Source organism: Nocardia ninae NBRC 108245 (assembly GCF_007990755.1).
GTDB classification, from domain to species: Bacteria; Actinomycetota; Actinomycetes; order Mycobacteriales; family Mycobacteriaceae; genus Nocardia; species Nocardia ninae.
Genome location: NZ_BJXA01000036.1, coordinates 16,529 through 34,271, shown reverse-complemented (window position 1 = coordinate 34,271; position 17,743 = coordinate 16,529). Strand labels below are relative to the sequence as shown.

Annotated in this window: 16 protein-coding genes; 12 read left to right on the top strand and 4 right to left on the bottom strand. The window is 66.2% G+C overall.

Features of this window, described 5'->3' with window-relative positions; translation table 11 throughout:
• The first annotated feature begins 244 nt into the window (after positions 1-244).
• Positions 245-658 carry a GNAT family N-acetyltransferase gene (locus tag NN4_RS24265; RefSeq protein WP_186818605.1) on the top strand — a complete coding sequence of 138 codons (414 nt, stop codon included), beginning with the start codon at positions 245-247 and terminating at the stop codon, positions 656-658.
• A 1,285-nt stretch (positions 659-1,943) separates the two neighbouring features.
• The gene (locus NN4_RS45150) at positions 1,944-2,663 is read left to right on the top strand and encodes a hypothetical protein (RefSeq protein WP_186818604.1); all 720 of its coding nucleotides are present in this window, start codon (positions 1,944-1,946) and stop codon (positions 2,661-2,663) included.
• 271 nt (positions 2,664-2,934) lie between these two features.
• On the opposite strand, the gene NN4_RS24255 is transcribed toward NN4_RS45150, so the two are convergent.
• The 3 genes from NN4_RS24255 to NN4_RS24245 all read right to left on the bottom strand — a co-directional run bounded on the left by NN4_RS24255 (position 2,935) and on the right by NN4_RS24245 (position 6,264).
• A complete protein-coding gene (locus tag NN4_RS24255; RefSeq protein ID WP_147135661.1) occupies positions 2,935-3,246 on the bottom strand; it encodes a hypothetical protein in 312 nt (103 codons plus the stop codon).
• 120 nt (positions 3,247-3,366) lie between these two features.
• A complete protein-coding gene (locus NN4_RS24250) occupies positions 3,367-4,701 on the bottom strand; it encodes a polysaccharide pyruvyl transferase family protein (protein WP_246181056.1) in 1,335 nt (444 codons plus the stop codon).
• 66 nt (positions 4,702-4,767) lie between these two features.
• Positions 4,768-6,264 carry a sugar transferase gene (locus tag NN4_RS24245; RefSeq protein WP_246181055.1) on the bottom strand — a complete coding sequence of 499 codons (1,497 nt, stop codon included), beginning with the start codon at positions 6,262-6,264 and terminating at the stop codon, positions 4,768-4,770.
• 584 nt (positions 6,265-6,848) lie between these two features.
• Between NN4_RS24245 and NN4_RS24240 the strand changes: the two genes are divergently transcribed.
• Genes NN4_RS24240 through NN4_RS24225 form a run of 4 tightly spaced genes read left to right on the top strand, consistent with a single transcriptional unit; the run spans position 6,849 to position 10,544 of the window.
• Positions 6,849-8,072: a class I SAM-dependent methyltransferase gene (locus NN4_RS24240; RefSeq protein ID WP_147135658.1), complete on the top strand. Its 1,224-nt coding sequence runs from the start codon at positions 6,849-6,851 to the stop codon at positions 8,070-8,072.
• Positions 8,069-8,866, top strand: a complete 798-nt coding sequence (locus NN4_RS24235) for a sugar phosphate nucleotidyltransferase (RefSeq protein WP_147135655.1) — start codon at positions 8,069-8,071, stop codon at positions 8,864-8,866. Before NN4_RS24240 ends, NN4_RS24235 begins: the two co-directional genes overlap by 4 nt.
• Positions 8,863-9,513 carry a PIG-L deacetylase family protein gene (locus NN4_RS24230; protein WP_147135652.1) on the top strand — a complete coding sequence of 217 codons (651 nt, stop codon included), beginning with the start codon at positions 8,863-8,865 and terminating at the stop codon, positions 9,511-9,513. The genes NN4_RS24235 and NN4_RS24230 overlap by 4 nt, the downstream gene beginning before the upstream one ends.
• Before the next feature lie 2 nt (positions 9,514-9,515).
• On the top strand, positions 9,516-10,544 hold the full coding sequence (locus NN4_RS24225; RefSeq protein ID WP_147135650.1) for an NAD-dependent epimerase/dehydratase family protein: 1,029 nt from the start codon (positions 9,516-9,518) through the stop codon (positions 10,542-10,544).
• Here NN4_RS24225 and NN4_RS24220 read toward each other — a convergent pair.
• Positions 10,528-11,100 (bottom strand): dTDP-4-dehydrorhamnose 3,5-epimerase family protein, encoded by a 573-nt coding sequence (locus tag NN4_RS24220; protein ID WP_147135648.1) that lies wholly within the window; start codon positions 11,098-11,100, stop codon positions 10,528-10,530. The two genes, NN4_RS24225 and NN4_RS24220, sit on opposite strands and share 17 nt — an antisense overlap.
• 74 nt (positions 11,101-11,174) lie before the next feature.
• On the opposite strand from NN4_RS24220, the gene NN4_RS24215 reads away from it, so the two are divergent.
• The 6 genes from NN4_RS24215 to NN4_RS24190 all read left to right on the top strand — a co-directional run bounded on the left by NN4_RS24215 (position 11,175) and on the right by NN4_RS24190 (position 17,684).
• Positions 11,175-12,272, top strand: coding sequence for a class I SAM-dependent methyltransferase (locus NN4_RS24215; protein ID WP_147135645.1), 1,098 nt, complete (start codon positions 11,175-11,177; stop codon positions 12,270-12,272).
• Positions 12,269-13,123 (top strand): glycosyltransferase family 2 protein, encoded by an 855-nt coding sequence (locus NN4_RS24210; RefSeq protein WP_147135641.1) that lies wholly within the window; start codon positions 12,269-12,271, stop codon positions 13,121-13,123. Before NN4_RS24215 ends, NN4_RS24210 begins: the two co-directional genes overlap by 4 nt.
• 20 nt (positions 13,124-13,143) lie before the next feature.
• Positions 13,144-14,226 carry a glycosyltransferase family 4 protein gene (locus NN4_RS24205; protein ID WP_147135780.1) on the top strand — a complete coding sequence of 361 codons (1,083 nt, stop codon included), beginning with the start codon at positions 13,144-13,146 and terminating at the stop codon, positions 14,224-14,226.
• Complete coding sequence (locus tag NN4_RS24200) at positions 14,223-15,368, top strand: glycosyltransferase family 4 protein (protein WP_147135638.1); 1,146 nt, start codon at positions 14,223-14,225, stop codon at positions 15,366-15,368. Before NN4_RS24205 ends, NN4_RS24200 begins: the two co-directional genes overlap by 4 nt.
• Positions 15,369-15,435: 67 nt before the next feature.
• Positions 15,436-16,683: a lipopolysaccharide biosynthesis protein gene (locus NN4_RS24195; RefSeq protein WP_186818612.1), complete on the top strand. Its 1,248-nt coding sequence runs from the start codon at positions 15,436-15,438 to the stop codon at positions 16,681-16,683.
• Entirely contained in the window at positions 16,680-17,684 is a 1,005-nt protein-coding gene (locus NN4_RS24190) for a CgeB family protein (RefSeq protein WP_147135635.1), read from the top strand. The genes NN4_RS24195 and NN4_RS24190 overlap by 4 nt, the downstream gene beginning before the upstream one ends.
• Positions 17,685-17,743 lie beyond the last annotated feature (59 nt).

Below are 17,743 nucleotides of genomic sequence, written 5' to 3'. Positions count from 1 at the left end.
ATTCCAATCCGTTCGATGGAGGGATCTCCGCTCGTGCCGATGATGTACTCACCGCAGTTGGCCTCCGGCACATGACATCTCATACATGCACTACTAACTCCATTGCAAGAATCAGGAATTCGCTCCGGCTTTGTTCGCTCGGAGTTCCACTCGATGGCGGCGAGGCGGCCTGGGGGCGCGAATACCGTGGTGGGAGATCGACCGCATCGGAGGCCGACGACGAGTTCAGCACCGAGAAGGAAGAGTGACGCTCGAATTCATAGACCGGCCGGTGGGTCGCTGCGACGGCTTCTCTTCGCATTCTTTCGAAGAATCCGACGACTTCAACGATCGGTGGCGAAGCCAGCTCGAATGCCGCAACTGGTGGTGTATCAAGGCCCTATGCGATGGGATTGAAGTCGGCCGTCTCCGCCTTCGGGACCGCCCCGATGACTTCAGCGAGTACTCTTGGGCGCCGCCGCCAAGAGTGCAACTGATCGAGATTGAGTTCTTCGATGTGGCGCAACGGTTTCGAGGCCAAGGTGTCGCGGCGGCCGTCATCGAACGTCTCGCCGCCGCTCACTCCGATCGCACGTTGCTCGCGCTGAGTGAACAGGCGGACGGTTCCCTGGCGTGGCCGAAGATCCGCTGCGCCACACTACTGAAGTCATCGCCGTAGGGTGGCTGCCCCTAGCAGCAGGACACGTGGTCGGTTATTCGGATCGCTGCTGGTCGCCGCCTACGCCCAGTAGCTGCGGTTCCGGCATCCGTCGCGCTGCTGGGAAGCGATTTATGATTTCCTCGGTGAAAGATATTGGGCACGAACAGGATTCGCCGGAGGTCGGAGGATCGTCTCGTCGGCTAGGATCCATCCAGATGGAGTTCGCTCCATCTCCTGCTCAACCGGCCAGACATCTTTCCCGAAGACGCTTTTCGCAGCAGCGGCCTCTTCGGTGACGACTGCGGCCTCGCGCCTGGTCGGAACGGCGTCGCGGCGGTAAGCGGTCTGCTCACGGCCCTGAACTGTTGTTTCGGCTGCCCGACTGCTGTGTCTCCCGATGGGCCAGGGCGGAGTCGTGGGTTTGAGGTCTGCCTCGCTGCGGTCGAGTGCGCCTCGTTGGACTTCACAGTGGCCGCCCACCTGTTCGGGGACAGCAGCATTCGCGGCAGCGGGATGCGAGTACTCGCCGTCTACGACGGATCTGAGATCGTCCACCGCGCAGGATAACTCCGGCTGAGGGTTTGGTTGATGAGCGCGATGTGGGGAGTCGCCCCCGTTGTCGTAGCCGGTTGGGACGCCGAGCATCTCCGCAAGCGAGGGACGGGTCAGCTATCGTCGAGTTGCCCGTGGACTCTTCACATTTCGGTACTGCACGGCGTTGACATGCAACAGGAGGGGCGGATACCTCCAGATCGCTTCGTCCGAACGTGTACCGCCGTTTGTTTGCGCTCCGGCTCCTGCCTCGTGCCGGCGAGATCGTCGATAATTCGGCACGTCTCGAATTCGCCGATCGATTATCCGTTGCGTAGAAATCGGCACCCGAGGGGCGTAGGCTGAGTTCACTGCTCAGCCCGAGTGACATCAACGATGTTTCGATTGCTGGCAGATGAGTCAAAGCATGGGTGATTATGCGAAGCTATCAGCGCTTCGATACGCGTATCGAGGCGATTTCATAGGCGCTGGCCGTCGAAATATACGGCCGGAACGCCCTCGGCGGCATAGGATTTGACGGGTCGCCCGGAATCTCGCAGACCGTACCCCACTGCTTGATCTCATTTTCTCCAACGCTGACGAAGACGGCGAAGTAATTGACTTATCGATTGAATCGATGAGCCGGTGAATACGCCGTGTGGCGCGAAGCGTATTCACATTCCTTCAGGTCAGACCGGAGGCTACAAAAGCGCGCCAACCCGCGGTCGATGCCGACGCATCGACCTCTGCGCATCAGCGATGGAGTACGACCATGAACACAACTCTGACCACACGCACCCGCATTGCCGCCATCCTCGGCGGCCTCATCCTGACCACCGGCACCATGGTCGCCGTGGCACCACCGACATTCGGGGCTGCCTGTGTCACCGTCAATGGTGCCAACGGCGCCCCGGGCACCGCCTCCAACCCAGCAGGCGGTGCGGGTGGCAACGGTAGCCCCGGTGCCCCGAACTGCCCAGGTGGCAAGGGTGGCAACGGGGGTGCCGGCTTCGGCGGCGGAGCCGGTGGCGCGGGCGGTAACGGCGGAAGCGGCGGACTCGGTGCCTCGGGTGTAGGCGGGGCCGGTGGCCTCGGCGGGTCCGGCGGGCCGATCGGCGGCTCCGGTGGCGCGGGCGGTGCGGGCGGCCACGGCGGTGCGGGCGCTACCGGCGGTTCAGGTAGTGCGGGAGCTCCGGGAGGGGCGGGCGGTCTCGGCGGTGTCGCTATAGCTGTCGCTACCGGCGGGCAGGGTGGGCGTGCGGGTAACGGCGGCAATGCATCTGGCGCCAACAACAATGGTGGCGCGGGCGCACGCGGGGGCAACGGCGGTGCCGGGGTTCTCGGGACCGGTGGGGCGGGCGGCAACGGTGGAAACGGTGGCGCCAAGACGGGCACCGGCATGATCGGTGCTTGTGGCAGCGGCGGCATCGGTGGCGCAGGCCTGGTCGCCGGCGCTCCAGGTGCCGACGGCAGCGGCAGTGGTATCTGCTGACTATCCGCAACTGAACACGGCGAGTCCTACCGCTCTAGCGCGGCAGGACTCGCCTTGCTCTGGGCGCCCAGGGGCCGGCGGGCTGTATGAGACCCCGGGCAACTGTCCGGTTCGGTCGGACTCGGTCGAACTGGACATTACGAATCGCGGCGCTGCGATTGATGTGACCAGCAAGAGCGTTTGGCTGCTTCGACGAATGGCGTTGTTCACCGCGTAGAGCTCGGTTACTTTCTCCGGGTCTCGAAGTGCGGTTCGCTCCGTGTAGGCCAAATCAGGCGGCCGTGACCAGCGCCTTGATTTGGTCGATCGTGGCACGCAACGATTCCACGGCGGCGGCCATGCGCTGCACATGATGGCCGTCGACACCTTCGACAACGTCGTGCACGCCATCGAAGGCGTCATCATGCTGGCCGCTGCCACGTTCGCTATCCTCGGACAACGACGTGCACAGTCCAGCGTAACCAAGTAGGAGTGCACCGAATTCGGCATTGCGTACGTGGAAAACCGTGTCAGCCAATTCATCTGGACACGACGTCGCAGCGGCTTCGGGCCATGCAGATGACGCCGCGTTGGGGTTGCCCACCTGTCGTGGACCGCGACTTCGCTATCGTTCGTGCTCGTTGCAGGACTAGGCGGGATCTGGTGGAGCATCGGTTGGATGCACCGATACCAGCGCCACATCACGACCCGGATGATCGTCGGATCAGTCGGAGTGGCGTAGGCCATCGGTACAGCGGCCGCTGTCGATGAGCTGGAAAACCCGCTGCAGGGCGGTTCGACCGGCGGCGATCTGTTCGGTGGCCTTGTGCTGCAGGGGGTTACGCAGGCTCGGCGCTGCTGTCCATAGCTCCTGGACGGCGCGGGCCAACTGCTGCTCGAGCTCTGGATCGTCGAGGTGGACGATGCACAGACCGGTGCCGAACATGTCGGCCAGGCCGTGGAACTTGTCGTCGTAATATTGCGACGAGGAGAGGCCGATCGCTGGAATGCCTTGGGACAGAGCGAACACCGCTAGGTGGTAGGTGCTGGTGACCAGGATGCGGCACCGGGCGAGCTGGCGGGCGACGTCGTGCGGTGTGCCGCTGCGGCCGACGGCGCGACGGGTGCGTGGGGCACCTACGAGCAGGGGTTGGGTGGCGCGGCGGTCTTCGGAGTCGTATTCGGAGATGATCAGCGGTGCCAGCGGCGCATCGAATTTCCTGGCGCACGTGCGTAATACCGTACCGAGGATGGCGCGGGTCTGCGCGCTGATCTTCGAGTAGTCCGCTACCCGCAGGCTCAGCCCGATGTCGGTGCCGATGTCGGGGCGGCGCAGTCGGTGACCGAATTCGACTGCGTCGTCACCGGTTACCAGGATTCGTTCGGGGGCTACGCCGAGGTCGGCGAGTAGTTGTGGTCCGCGCCTGCCTTCGCGCAGTGCGATGACATCGACATCCGGTAGCACCGCGGCAGCTCGTTCCAGGAGTCGGGAATCCCGCATCGGGCCGATGCCCTGGCCGATCATCGCGGTCGGAATGCCCAGAGCGACGGCGCGTTCCAGCAAGGTCAGGGTGCGATGCGCCTGGTACAGGTCGATGTCGGTCAGATACCCACCGCCCTGGGCGATCACCAGGCTCGCCGCCGCGATGGCGGCAGGCACCTGCGGCCCATCGAAGTCCGCCGCCGGTATGTCGTCCTGGGCGGGGGCAGCCGGCTTCGCTGCGGCACGCAGCCGACGCAGTCGCTCTTTCGGTGGATCCGTGAGTGCCCGCCACCGCAGTGCCGCCGTCCCGGCAATCCACCCGACTCGGGTGGACCCGGCGCGTCTCCACTGCCCGCCTGATTCGGCGCAGATCGGCTCCGCATCGGGCAGCAGCGCCCGCAACACCCGGGGGTGGTCGGTCAGCATTCCGATGCGCGCGTCCGGCCAGTGTTCCCGCAACCGCCGGACGGTCACCGCCATCATCGCGATGTCGCCGCGATTGCGCAGCGCGTACTCGCCGTTCTCGATCAGCACTCGAATCTGGTCGGTGCCGCGCACTGCGCCGAATTCACTCACGCTGGCAATGCCTTCCGCAGGTCCGGCGGATCGCCGGAGAACTCGAACGATGGCCGCGTCATGTTTTCAGTAGGCCCCGTGACCGCTCGTCACGGTGGTGATCGTCTTGGCAAGGATCATCAGGTCCAGCCGCATGGACCAGTTGTCGACATAGAAGAGGTCCAACCGCATCGCCTTTTCCGGCGGGAGGTCCGACCGGCCGCTGACCTGCCACAGTCCGGTGATGCCTGGTTTGACGAGGAGCCGCCGTCGCATTACCGCGTCGTAGGTGTCGACCTCACGTCGCACTTGAGGCCGCGGGCCTACCACGCTCATCTCGCGGCGCAGCACATTGAAGAACTGGGGGAGCTCGTCGAGGCTGTACTTGCGCAGGACTCGGCCGAGCGGCGTGATGCGCGGGTCGTTCTGGAGCTTGAAGAAGACCGGATTGCCGCCGGCCTCCTCGATCAGCACGCCCACATGTTTGTCCGCGTCGGCGTACATGCTTCGGAACTTGATCATGGGGAAGGGCTTGCCGTGCAGACCGATTCGTTCGGCGCGATAGAACACCGGGCCCGGACTGGTGAGTTTGATCAGCAGCGCGATGGCGAGGAGGGTCGGCGCGGTCACCATGATCGCGAGGAGCGCGAAGCTCAGATCGAAGGTGGTCTTGCCGAGCGACCGTGTTCGTGGATGCCTGGGTTTGCCGATGTGCAACATCGTCATGTCGGACACGGACCGCCTGGTCAGCCGGTGTTCTGCGACGTCGACGAGGCCGGGAGCCACGATGAGCTCGACGCCGAGCGCTTCGAGGTCCCAGGCGAGTCGGCGGAAGTCGTCGGGTTCGCCCACGTCGCCTGCCGTCACTACGACGGCATCGGCGCGGGTGCGGTGTACCGCTTCGGTCACCGATCGGAGATCGCCGACTCTCGGCACTCTTCGGCCGGCGGCATCGATGTCGAGGTCAGCGGTGTCGACCGGGGTCGGGGTGCATACGCCGATGACCCGGTAGCTCGAGGTCGGATCGTCGGCGAAGGCCGACGTGATCGCCTGTGCTGCGGCACGATTGCCGACGACCAGTACCGAAGTGGGGTAAAGGGCACCGAGTCGGTAGTACGTGGCGAGTTTGCGGCACAGCGCGCGCGTACCGAGCAGACCGACCAGGCCGAGCGGTAGGGCGACTACGAAATACTCGCGGGTGGCGTCGAGCCGGAGCACGAACGACGCGATCGCTATGACCGCGAACAGGTACAGGGTCGCCGTCAGCACTCGGCGGTATTCCTCTGTGCCATAACCTATTACGCGTGGTGAGCGGGTATCGGACACCTGGAGGGCGGTCGCCCACCCGAGACCGAGGCCGAGGGACATCGTGACGTGCAGCAGCTCGCCCGGCAAGGAATCGGCGACCGATTGCTCGAACGGCTCGAACAGCGGAACCAGATGTGCCACAAGGACAGCCACGCAGACAGCCGCGAGATCCGTCGCGCGCAGCAGTCGGATGTACTCGGCGCGCCTGCGCCGACCCCGCTGAACGGCCGGCGGCGGTCCGAAGACGACGCCTGGCCGGTGCATATCCAATCGCATAGACACACGTTCCTATTGCATCGACGAGCGTGGCGATATCGGTTGTGGAAACCGGCGCTCGCAGAGGCAGATAATCCCGACCGTGGACAAAAAAGATTTCCCGGCTACGGCCGGGAAATAGAGCCTGAACTAAAGCGCGAAAGCGAGTGTTGCAGATTGATCCGGAAATGAAAACCGGCGCGCCGGTACTGAGACTCCCATCACATTGCTAGCTGGTAGCTATAACTTTGCCATCATTACTATGATCAGCAGTTATGTCGATAAAGGCGGCGTGGTCCTGGAACTTACAAGGGTGTAGTTCCAGTGCGGGTAAGCGGTGAATGGTGAACGGCCACCGGCGGTAAGCTGTTCGATAAGCGCTGGTGGCAGTGTGTGGGCCGATCGATGGTCACCGCAATGCGGCGCTGGCGGGCGTTTGTTGCCGAGGGTATGCTGCGCCGCAATATAGCGGCATGAAGGTATTGCCCGTCCAGCTGGATTCGTGTGAGCATGGCCTGTAACGGTCGGTCGATTCATTACGACGTAGGAGAGAATGTTCCAGCTTCAGCAGATTAACTTTTCGGTCGATCCGAGTGGGAGCTCGCATGTTTTGTCGGCTTTGTGATTCGAACTTGGTGAGTGTGCTCGATCTGGGCGCTTGCCCACCTTGTGAGAAATTCTTAACGGCAGATGAACTCGATGAAGTGGAAATGAACTATCCATTGCATTTGAGGTTGTGCGCAAGCTGCCTGCTGCTGCAGATTCCGGCCCTGATCACGCCGGAGGACACCTTCACCGAGTACGCCTACTTCTCCTCCTACTCCGACAGCTGGGTACGGCACGCGAAGTTGTTCGTGGACCAGGCGGTTACGCGCTTCGAGCTCGGCGCGCGCTCGCTGGTGGTGGAGGTGGCCAGCAACGACGGCTATCTGCTGCAGCATGTGGTCGCCGCCGGCGTGCCGTGTCTGGGTATCGAACCGTCGGTGAACGTCGGCGCGGCGGCGCGGGAGCGGGGGGTCCCGACGGTCACCACGTTCCTGGACGAGGAATCGGCCGCGCAGATCCGCGCCGAACACGGACCCGCGGATCTCGTGGTCGCCAACAACGTCTACGCCCACATCCCGGATCTGCTCGGCTTCACCCGCTCGCTGCGCGAACTGCTGGCCGATGACGGATGGCTCGCCATCGAGGTGCACCACGCGCTGAACCTGGTGCGGTTCGGCCAGTTCGACACCATCTACCACGAGCACTTCCAGTACTACACGGTGCTCTCCGCCCAGCGCGCGCTCGCCACCGCCGGCCTGACCGTGGTCGACGTCGAACACCTGACCACCCACGGTGGGTCCATTCGGATCTGGGCTCGGCCTGACCCGGTCGCCTTGCCCGGTCGCCGGGTCGCCGCAGCCCTCGCGGCGGAGACCGCGGCCGGATTGCACGAGGCCGACGGCTACCTGTCGCTACGCCCGCGCACCGAGGTGGTCCGCCACGACCTGCTCCGGTTCCTGCTCGACGCGCGCGACAAAGGGAAACGGGTCGTCGGCTACGGCGCACCGGGCAAGGGCAACACCCTGCTCAACTATTGCGGCATCCGCGCCGACCTGCTCGAGTACACCGTCGACCGCAACCCCTACAAGCACGGCCGATTCACCCCGGGCACCCGGATCCCGATCCACCCGCCCGAGCGCATCGACACCGACAAACCCGATGTCGTGCTGGTGCTGCCCTGGAATCTCGAAACCGAGCTCACCGCCCAGCTGCGCCACATCGGCGACTGGGGCGGCGAACTCGTCTACCCATTGCCCACCCTGCATACTGCGGAGCTTTCATGAAGGTTGTCCTGTTCTGTGGTGGCTACGGCATGCGCATGCGTAACGGCACCGACGATGTGATCCCCAAACCCATGCAGATGGTCGGGCCACGCCCGCTGATCTGGCACGTCATGCGCTACTACGCGCACTACGGGCACAAGGACTTCATCCTGTGTCTCGGCTACGGCGCCGCCCACATCAAAAACTACTTCCTGACCTATCAGGAGTCGGTCTCCAACGATTTCGTCATCCGCGACGGACAGGTCGAGCTGCTGCAATCCGATATCAGCGACTGGACCATCACCTTCGTCGACACGGGCGTCGACTCGGCCATCGGTGAACGGTTGCGCCGAGTCCGCGGGCATCTGGACGGCGAGCGGCATTTCCTCGCGAACTACGCCGACGTCCTCACCGACGCGCCACTGGATCGGATGATCGACACGTTCACCGCCACCGGCGCGGCGGCGTCGATGCTGATCGTGCCGCCGCAGTCGTCGTTCCACTGCGTGGACATCAACGCTGCGGGCGAGGTCGAGAACATCACACCCGTCGCGCGACTACCGATCTGGGAGAACGGCGGCTATTTCGTGCTGACCCCCGAGGTTTTCGACCTACTTCCGCCCGGCGGCGATCTGGTCGAAGACGCCTGCGGTGCCCTGGCGAGCCAGGGCAGACTCTTCGGCTACCGGCACCTCGGATTCTGGAAACCCGCCGACACCTTCAAAGAACGCGCCGAGCTCGACGACGGCTACCACCGCGGCGACCGCCCCTGGATGATCTGGGAGAACGGCGACACCCTCGAGGCGGTGTCGTGAAAGCGCTGGCCCCGGAACGGATCAGCGAGGTCGCGGTGCTCGGCGCACACTGCGACGACATCGCGATCGGTCTCGGCGGGACACTGCTCACCCTGGTGAAAAGCATTCCGGCACTGATGGTTCGCGCTTTGGTACTCAGCGGCGCGGGCACCCGCCGGGAAATCGAGGAACGTAGGGCACTCGAGGCGTTCTGCGGTACCGCGACAGTTGAGCTCACCGTCTTGGATGTGCCGGACGGCCGCGCTCCCGCGCATGCGGATCGGATCAAGGATGAGGTGGCCGCCTGGCGCCGTCGCTGCGATCCCGATCTCGTGTTCGCCCCGCATCGCGGCGACGCGCACCAGGATCACCGGCTGCTCGCCGAGCTCGTGCCCACCGAATTCCGGGACCATTTGACCCTCGGGTACGAGATCCTCAAGTGGGAGACCGACACCCCACAGCCGACCGTTTTTCACCCGCTGCCACCGGGGGTCGCCGAAGAAAAAGCTCGGCTGCTGCTGAAACATTATCCGTCGCAACATGATCGGGATTGGTTCGACGAACGCGCCTTCCTCGCGTCGGCAAGGCTGCGTGGCGTGCAGTGCCGCGCCGAGTACGCCGAAGCGTTCGTGGTCGAGAAGGCCGTTGTCAGCTTCGGAGGTGTGTGAAGATGCGTGTGCTCGTCACCGGTCATCAGGGCTACCTCGGCACCGTGCTGGTGCCCGTGCTGCGGGCCGAAGGGCATCAGGTGGCCGGACTGGACATCGGCTACTTCGCCGACTGCGTCCTCGGTGCCGCGCCGGATGACCCGCCCGGACTCGCCGTGGACCTGCGCGATGTCACGGCCGATCAGCTCGCCGGATTCGACGCGGTGGTTCATCTCGCCGCCCTGTCGAACGATCCCCTGGGCGCGCTGGCGCCCCAGGTCACCCACGACATCAACCACCACGCCTCGGTGCGGCTGGCCCGGCTGGCCAAGCAGGCCGGGGTCCGCCGGTTCCTCTACGCCTCCACCTGCTCGGTGTACGGCGCGGCGGGCGATGAGCTGGTCACCGAGGACGCGCCGCTGCGGCCACTGACCCCCTACGCGGAGAGCAAGGTCCGCGTCGAGGACGATGTGCTGGCCCTGGCAGATTCCGGCTTCGCGCCGGTATTCCTGCGCAACGCAACGGCTTTCGGGTTCTCGCCGCGGTTACGGGCCGACATCGTGCTCAACAACCTCGTCGGATACGCGGTGCTGACCGGCGAGGTGAAGGTGCTCTCGGATGGCACGCCGTGGCGGCCCCTGGTGCATGCCGAGGACATCGCGCGTGCCTTCGCGCGCTGCCTCGTGGCGCCCGTCGAGTCCATTCATGGCCAGGCGTACAACGTCGGCACCGAGATCAACAATCGCACCGTCGCCGATATCGCGCAGGTCGTCGTCGACACCGTGCCCGGCGCGCGGCTGCACATCGCCGGTACGTCCGGCGCCGACTCGCGGTCGTACCGAGTCGACTTCGACAAGGCGCGAACGGGATTGGGCTTCGAGGCGAGGTGGAGTATTCCCGACGGTGCCGCGCAGCTCTACCGCGAATACGTCGCGCGTGGCCTCACCGCCGACACGTTTTTTCAGAAGTTCACTCGACTCGCGCGGCTGAACCTGTTGAAAGACACTGGGGTGCTGGACGATTCCCTGTATCGGGTCAGGATCGGTGCGTAGCGTGCGGCAGCGCGGCGAGCAACTCGCGCCAACTCCCTGCGGCCGCGTCGCGGGGCGAGACCACCGTCACCGGTTCCGGCCAGGCGATGGCCAGGTCGGGATCGTCGTAGGCGACGCCGATGTCCTGCGCCGGATCATGCGGGCGGTCGATCCGGTAGCACACATCAGCGGTCTCGGTGAGTGCCTGGAATCCGTGCAGAAACCCGGGCGGCACGTACAGGTGCCGAAATTCCTTGTCGTCCAACAGGAATGCCTGCTGATGCCGGAAAGTCGGCGACTGCGGCCGGATATCGACCAGCACATCGTGCACGGCACCGTGCGCGCACCGCACCAGCTTCGCCTCGCCGGGCCCGGAGCGTCCGTGCATCCCGCGGACCACGCCACGCACCGAGCGCGATTGGGAGTCCTGGATGAACGCCGCCGCCGTACCGGGCACGCCCAGATAGTCGTCGAACTCGAGGGCATCGAAGGTTCGGGTGAACAAGCCGCGATCGTCCCGGAACGGCTCCGGAGTGAGAACCAGGACGTCGGCGAGGTCGGTCGGCTCGATGCGCACGACGCCATAGTGCCCGACGGCGGCCCTCGCGTGCGATCGCACGGTCCGATTCGCGCTTCGGCGGGAGGCCGTCGATGAACGGCTGCCGAGCGTGCGGGAAAACTGACCTGCGCCGAGTTCTCGACCTGGGCGCGATGCCCGCCGCCGATGACTTCCCGCCCGCCGAAACGCTCGTTCGGCCGGACGAGGCCGCATACCCGCTGGCCATGGACCAGTGCGTGACCTGCGGCTTGGCGCAGCTCGCCGAGGACGACACTCATACCGCGGAACCGCGGGGTATCGAACCGCTGGCCCTGCGCGATCAGGCCGCCGCCGCCGTCGCCCGCGTCCGGTCCGACGGCTGGTTATCCGGCGCGACGGTGCGTGAATTCGGCAGCCCGCACGGCGGCAGCTGGCTGCCCCTCTTGACGGAGCATGGTTTCCGCACGGTGGCCGAACAAGCCGACGTCGTGCTCGACTGCTTCGGCATCATGCACGAGCCCGACCAGCGCGCCGCGTTCATGCGGCGGGCCGAGGCCACGGCGCCGGGCGGCGTGCTGCTGCTGCAATTCCACTCGCTGCACGCGATCGTCCGGAAGTCACAGTGGAATGCCCTGCGCCACGGTCACTTCGCCTACTACTCGTTGACGACGCTGCGGTGGTTGCTGCGCGCGGCCGGGATGAGCGTAGCGACCGCATGGGAGTTCGATCTGTACGGCGGCACCGTGCTGATCGCGGCCGTGCACGGCGTGCGGGAGCCGGATGCCGCGGTGCGCGCCGTCCTCGCCGCAGAAGCCGGACTCACCGATCCGGTGGTGGTCGGCGAGCTGCAGTCTGCCGCCGACCGGCACGTGGATTCGCTGCGCCGCCGACTCGAGCAGGAAAGCGCCGGTGGCCGAGTGGTTTACGGCTATGGTGCGGCGTCCAGAGCGGTCGCGTTGTTCGGCCTCGCCGGTATCCACCGCGGCCTGGTGCGAGCGGTTGCCGACGCGTCACCCGCCAAGCAGGGCAGGCGGATGCCGGGTACCGATGTCCCGATCATCTCGCCGTCGCAGTTGGTGCCGGCGCGCCCCGATCGAGTGCTGCTCACCCTGCCGGATCTGCTGCCGGAGCTCGAAGCCCGTTTCCCGGAACTGTCCGGCCGCTGGATGTCCGCCGAATACGACCGACCTGCTGAGGGATTGCGCCGATGACCGACCTGTCCATTTGCGTGCCCGCCTACAACGCTGGCCGAACCCTGGCGGCGACCATGCAGTCGATTCTGGATCAGGATCTCGAGCTCGAACTCGTCGTGCTGGACAACGCCAGCTCGGACGAGACGCAGGCTATCGCGAGGTCCTTCCACGATCCGCGGGTGCGGATCTTCCGCAACGACGTGGTGCTCCCGATCGGTGCGAACTGGAATGCCAGCATCCAACGCTCGACCGGACGACTGGTGAAAGTGGTGTGCGCCGATGACGTCCTGCTACCGGGATCGCTTGCCGCACAGCTCGAGGTCATGGCCGATGCCGCTGTCTCCATCAGCTCCGCCAAGTTTCAGGTGATCGATGAAGGCGGGACCGTGGTCGAGTCGGGATTAGGCCTACCCGGCTTGGTGGGTGCCCACCCCGCACGAGTGGTCCTGCGCACGATCGTGCGCGAGGGCCCCGCCGAATTCGGTCCGACGGCCGCGGCGATGTTCCGTCGCGAGCACTTCGATCGGGTCGGCGGCATCCGGGGCGACCTGGTGTTCCCGATGGACGTGGACCTTTTCGCACGGATCGCGTCGATCGGCCAGTTCTTCGGGATGGCGGGAGTCCTTGCCGCCTGGCGCAATTCGACGTTCAACCTGTGCAGCCAGACCTCGACGGTCAGCAAACTGGTCGAGCTGTTCCGCTTCCATCACCGGATCGCGGGCGAATACCCGCAGCACATCGGCTACCGCGATGTGCTGGCCGCCGATGGGCGTCTGCTGCGGACCGCGCTGCATCGGGCGAATGTGCGGGCCAGGGCGGTGACCGGGGACCTCGTTGCCCGGGGCCACTCCGAAAGGAGACGGACATGACCCAGCCGGTCGACGTCCACATGACCGGGGCCGAATGGTTCGGGTCGGTGCCCGGCGGACTCAACCGGTACTTCACCGATCTGTTCGCCGCCTTGCGGCAGCATCCGGGTACGAAGGTGTCCGCGGCGGCGTTCGGCGACCCGCCACCCGGTGGCCGATCGTGGGGACCGATCGGGGGCTCCACGCTGCACCGCGCGAGCAGATCGGTCATGGCGGGCCATGGCACAGCGTGGGGCGGCACTGCCCGCCTCGCTATTCTCGATCGACACTTCTGCCTGTATGGCCCCTCGAAAGTTGTTGCGCGGCAGGGTAATCGGTTGGTCGTTCATTTTCATGGCCCGTGGGCGGCGGAGAGTCGGATGGCAGGCGCATCCGAAGTGATCGCGCGGGCCAAATACGTCGTGGAGCGGGTCCGCTATGCGGGGGCCGAACGATTCGTGGTGCTGTCCCAGCACTTTCGCGATGCGCTGGTGGCGGACTACCGGGTCCCCGCGGAACGGATCGAAATCATCGCGCCCGGTGTCGATCTCGACCGCTTCACCGCAGCACCGCGGCGCACTGGGACAGGGGAGCGTGTCGTGCTGTGCATCCGGCGGCTGGAGCGCCGGATGGGCATCGACCGGCTGATCCAGGGCTGGCCCGCGGTGCTGGCCGCGCACCCCGGCACCAGGCTGTTGATCATCGGAACGGGGACCGCCGAAGCGGAACTGCGTGCGCAGGTGCGGTCGAGCGGTCTGGAGCGATCCATCAGCTTTGCGGGCCGGCTCACCGACGACCAGCTGGCCGCCCGGTACGAGCAGGCCGAGTGCACGGTGGTGCCGTCGGTGGCACTGGAGGGATTCGGACTGATCGCCCTAGAGTCTTTGGCCAGCGGTCGAGCGCCGATCGTCACCGATTGCGGCGGGCTGCCAGATTCGGTGCGTGGGCTGGATCCCTCACTGATTGTGCCCGCCGGTGATGTCGAGGCGCTCGCGGCGCGGATCGTTGCGGCCTTGGACGGAGCGCTACCTGCGCCAGACCGCTGCCGCGCGCACGCCGAATTGTTCTCCTGGGCGGTGGCCGCCAACCGGCACCATGCGCTGTACACGGAGTTACGCGGATGATCCGCGCGCTGTTCCTCTCGCACACCGCGGCGCCGTCGGGGGCCGAGCTTGCCACCATGCGCCTGCTGTCGGCGCTGGACCCGGGGGCCGTCGAACCCGTGATGATGTTCACCGAGAACGGTCCGATGGTCCGCCGGTTTCGGGCTCGCGGCATCCGAACACTGGTGCTGCCCAACCACTTCGACAGTCGTTCGATGACGATCGACGCGGCAGGTGTCCGGCGTCTGCTCGTCGGCGGCGTCGGGCTGGTGCGGCTGGGCTGCAGGCTCGGCTCGAAGGCGCGCAGGCTCGAGGTCGATGTCCTGGTCGCGGGGAGTACCAAGGCCATGCTCATGGGTGCGGTGGCCGCCCGGCGAGCGCGCGTCCCGCTGATCTGGTCGGTGCACGACCGGATCTCGGCGCAATACTTCGGGCGCCCGCTCGCCGGGGTGATCCGGCTGCTCGGCTGGCTCGTCAGTGCCGGATATCTGGTCAACAGCCGGTCGACCGCGAGTTCGCTGATCAATTGGCGCAGGCCGGTGGCGGTGGTGTACCCCGGGGTCGAGGCCGATCCGGCGCCGGTCGCCCGGTCACCGCAGCGGCCGCCCGACGAGGTGATCGTCGCTGTGGTCGGCCGATTGACCCGATGGAAGGGGCAGGATGTCTTTCTGCGCGCCATAGCGCAACTGAAAGTCCGTCCGCGCCAAGTATTTCTGGTCGGCGGCAGCCACTTCGGTGAAGAGCCGTACCGGGCGGAGCTGGTGCGGCTGGCCGAAACGTTGCGACTGGATGTGACCTTTACCGGCCATGTGGACGATCCGCGGAACTACCTGCGCCAGGCCGACATTCTGGTGCACTGCTCGGTACTGGCCGAACCCTTCGGCCAGGTCGTCGTGGAGGGCATACAGGCGGGCTGCGCGGTGATCGCCACTCGGCCGGGCGGTCCCGCGGAAATCATCGAACCCGGGGTGAACGGCCTGCTGGTCGACGGCGGTGACCCGGCACAGCTCACCACCGCGCTGGATACCCTCATTGCCGATCCCGCACTGCGCACCGCACTCGCCGCGGCAGGCGAACTGACGGCCCGCGCGTTCGACATCACCGAATCTGCACGGGCAGCCGCGAACTTCCTGGCCACGAGAGTGCGGGCGCATCGTGGTTGACATCGACGACACCGGTGTCCGATACGCAGGCACCTCGCGCCCGCGCCGATGGCGCGACTTCGCCGTCGTGCTGCGCGATATCGGCTTCGTCAGCTTCGGCAAGTACGGCCAGTACCTCATCACTGTGGTGACATTGCCGATCATCGCCAGGGTGCTCGGCGCCGCGGGCCTGGGCCTGCTCGCGATCGGCATGTCTGCATACTTCCTGGGCTCGCTGGCGGTGGACCTGGGTATCACGTCCTTCCTCGCCGCACGAGTTCCCGAATTGCGAACGCACGCAACGAAACTCGGCCAGATGCGCGGCGGCTACCTGGCCATCCGGCTGACGGTTCTCGGGTGCCTCGGCGCGGTACTGGTGACGAGCCTGCTGATCGGCGTGCCTGCGCAGCTGCACATGGTGCTGTTGGGTCTGTTCGCCGGTGGCTTCTGGTCGATCTCGGAGGACTGGCTGCTGATCGGGCAGGGCAGGTTCGGCGCATCGGCCGCATATCAGGGGGCAGGCCGGATCGTCTACCTCGTGTTGCTGGTGGTGCTGTTGCCGCGGTGGCCGAGCGCGTCGGTCGCGCTGCTGTGCCTGCTCGCCTCGGCCACCGTGCCGGTCGCGGCGACGTGGGTGGATGCGTGGCACCGGTTCGGGCCGCCTGCCCGCCCGCGCGCGGTGCGGGCGATCCTGCGGATGGGGGCCCCGGTGTTCGTGTCCCGCATGCTGGTCACCGGTTACGGCCAAGGTGCCCCGGTGGTCTACGCGGCGGTGCTCGATGCGGCGTCGCTCGGTTTGTACTCCGCCGGTGACCGTTTGGTCCGGGCGATCCAATCCTTGCTCGACACCATCGGTTTCGCATTCCTGCCCCGGATGGCGCAGCGCGGAGCCCACGATCAGTTCTGGCGCAACGCAGTGCAGGTGCTGACGGCGTGCGTTGGCGCCGCCGGTCTCGCGGCGGCGGCGGTGTGGGTGCTGGCGCCGACGCTGATCCAGCTGATCTTCGGCAGCGGATTCACCGGCACGGTCGCGCTGCTGCGGGTTGAGGTGCTGATCCTGCCGGCGATGACGGTGACGTCGTTCATCACCACGGCACTGCTGCCGGTCCGGCAGGACACGGCGGGTGTGCTGATCGGCGCGATCATCGGCACCTGTGTGGCGGCGTCCGCGCTCGCCGTCGCCTTCCGGAACAACTCGGTGTGGGCGCTGGCGTACGGCACGGTGCTCACCGAATTCACCGTGGCGCTGTGGTACCTGGTGCGGATACGCCAGCTGGTCGTGCGGGAGCGGCGCGGCAGTGCGGCACGCCTGGTCGCGGAGGAGTGGGTGCGATGAAGATCCTCTACATCGGTGACGACTGGGTGGGCAGCAATGCCCGATCGCTGGCCGACGGATTCCGGCAGGCCGGGCACGAGGTGGTCGTGATCGACTCCACCCCGGTCACGCTGCCCGCGCGGCTGTCGCCCGGCTGGCTGTATTCGAAGGCGGCCGGTCGGCGGGCGCCCTGGACGACGGCGGCTGTGCACGATCGGATCGAAAGCGCCACTGCGAGATTCAAGCCCGACATGCAGTTCGCCTTCAAGGCGGTCCACCTCGATCAGCGGCGCCTGCTCGATACACCCGCCGCCCTGCACGTCCACTACAGCCCCGACGATGTGTCGAATCCTGCGAACACGAGCCCCGACTATCTCGCGCACGAATCCGGGTGGGATCTGGTTGTCACCACCAAGCGCCACAACGTGCCCGAACTCCGTGCCAGGGGCGTGCGCAAGGTCGAGTTCGTGCGCAGCGCCTACGATCCGGCCTGGCATCATCCCACCGCGCGTCGCAGCGCCCAGCGATTCCTGGCCGGCTTCATCGGGGCCCGCAGGCCCGACCGCACCGAGCTGATGATCGAGCTGGCCCGCGAGTACGGACGCGAGTTCCTGGTGCGGGGCCCGGGTTGGCGGCGGGTACCACCGTTGCGCGCCACCTCGGCCGAGGTCGGTGCGGCGGTGTACGGCCAGCGTTTCGCCGCGGCCGTCGCATCGATCACCGCGAACCTGGTGCTGCTCAATTCCGATAACCGGGACACGCACACCTGTCGGTCGTTCGAAATACCAGCTGCCGGTGGGCTTTTCGTTGGCCAGCGGACCGACGAGCATGCCGAGCTGCTCGACGATCGGACCGAGTGTTTCCTGTTCTCCGATCGAGCCGAGCTCGGCGAGATCCTCGACTGGTGCGCGCGGCGCCCGGACGCGGCCGAGCGGGTCGCGGCGGCGGGATACCGGCGTATTACCGGGGAGCGGCACCGCTATGTCGACCGAGCGGAGGAGATCATCGATGCGCTCACCTGAGTTCGCCGCGCAGGAACCCGAGACTGTCGCGCGGTCACTGCGACTTGCCGCGGGAGACA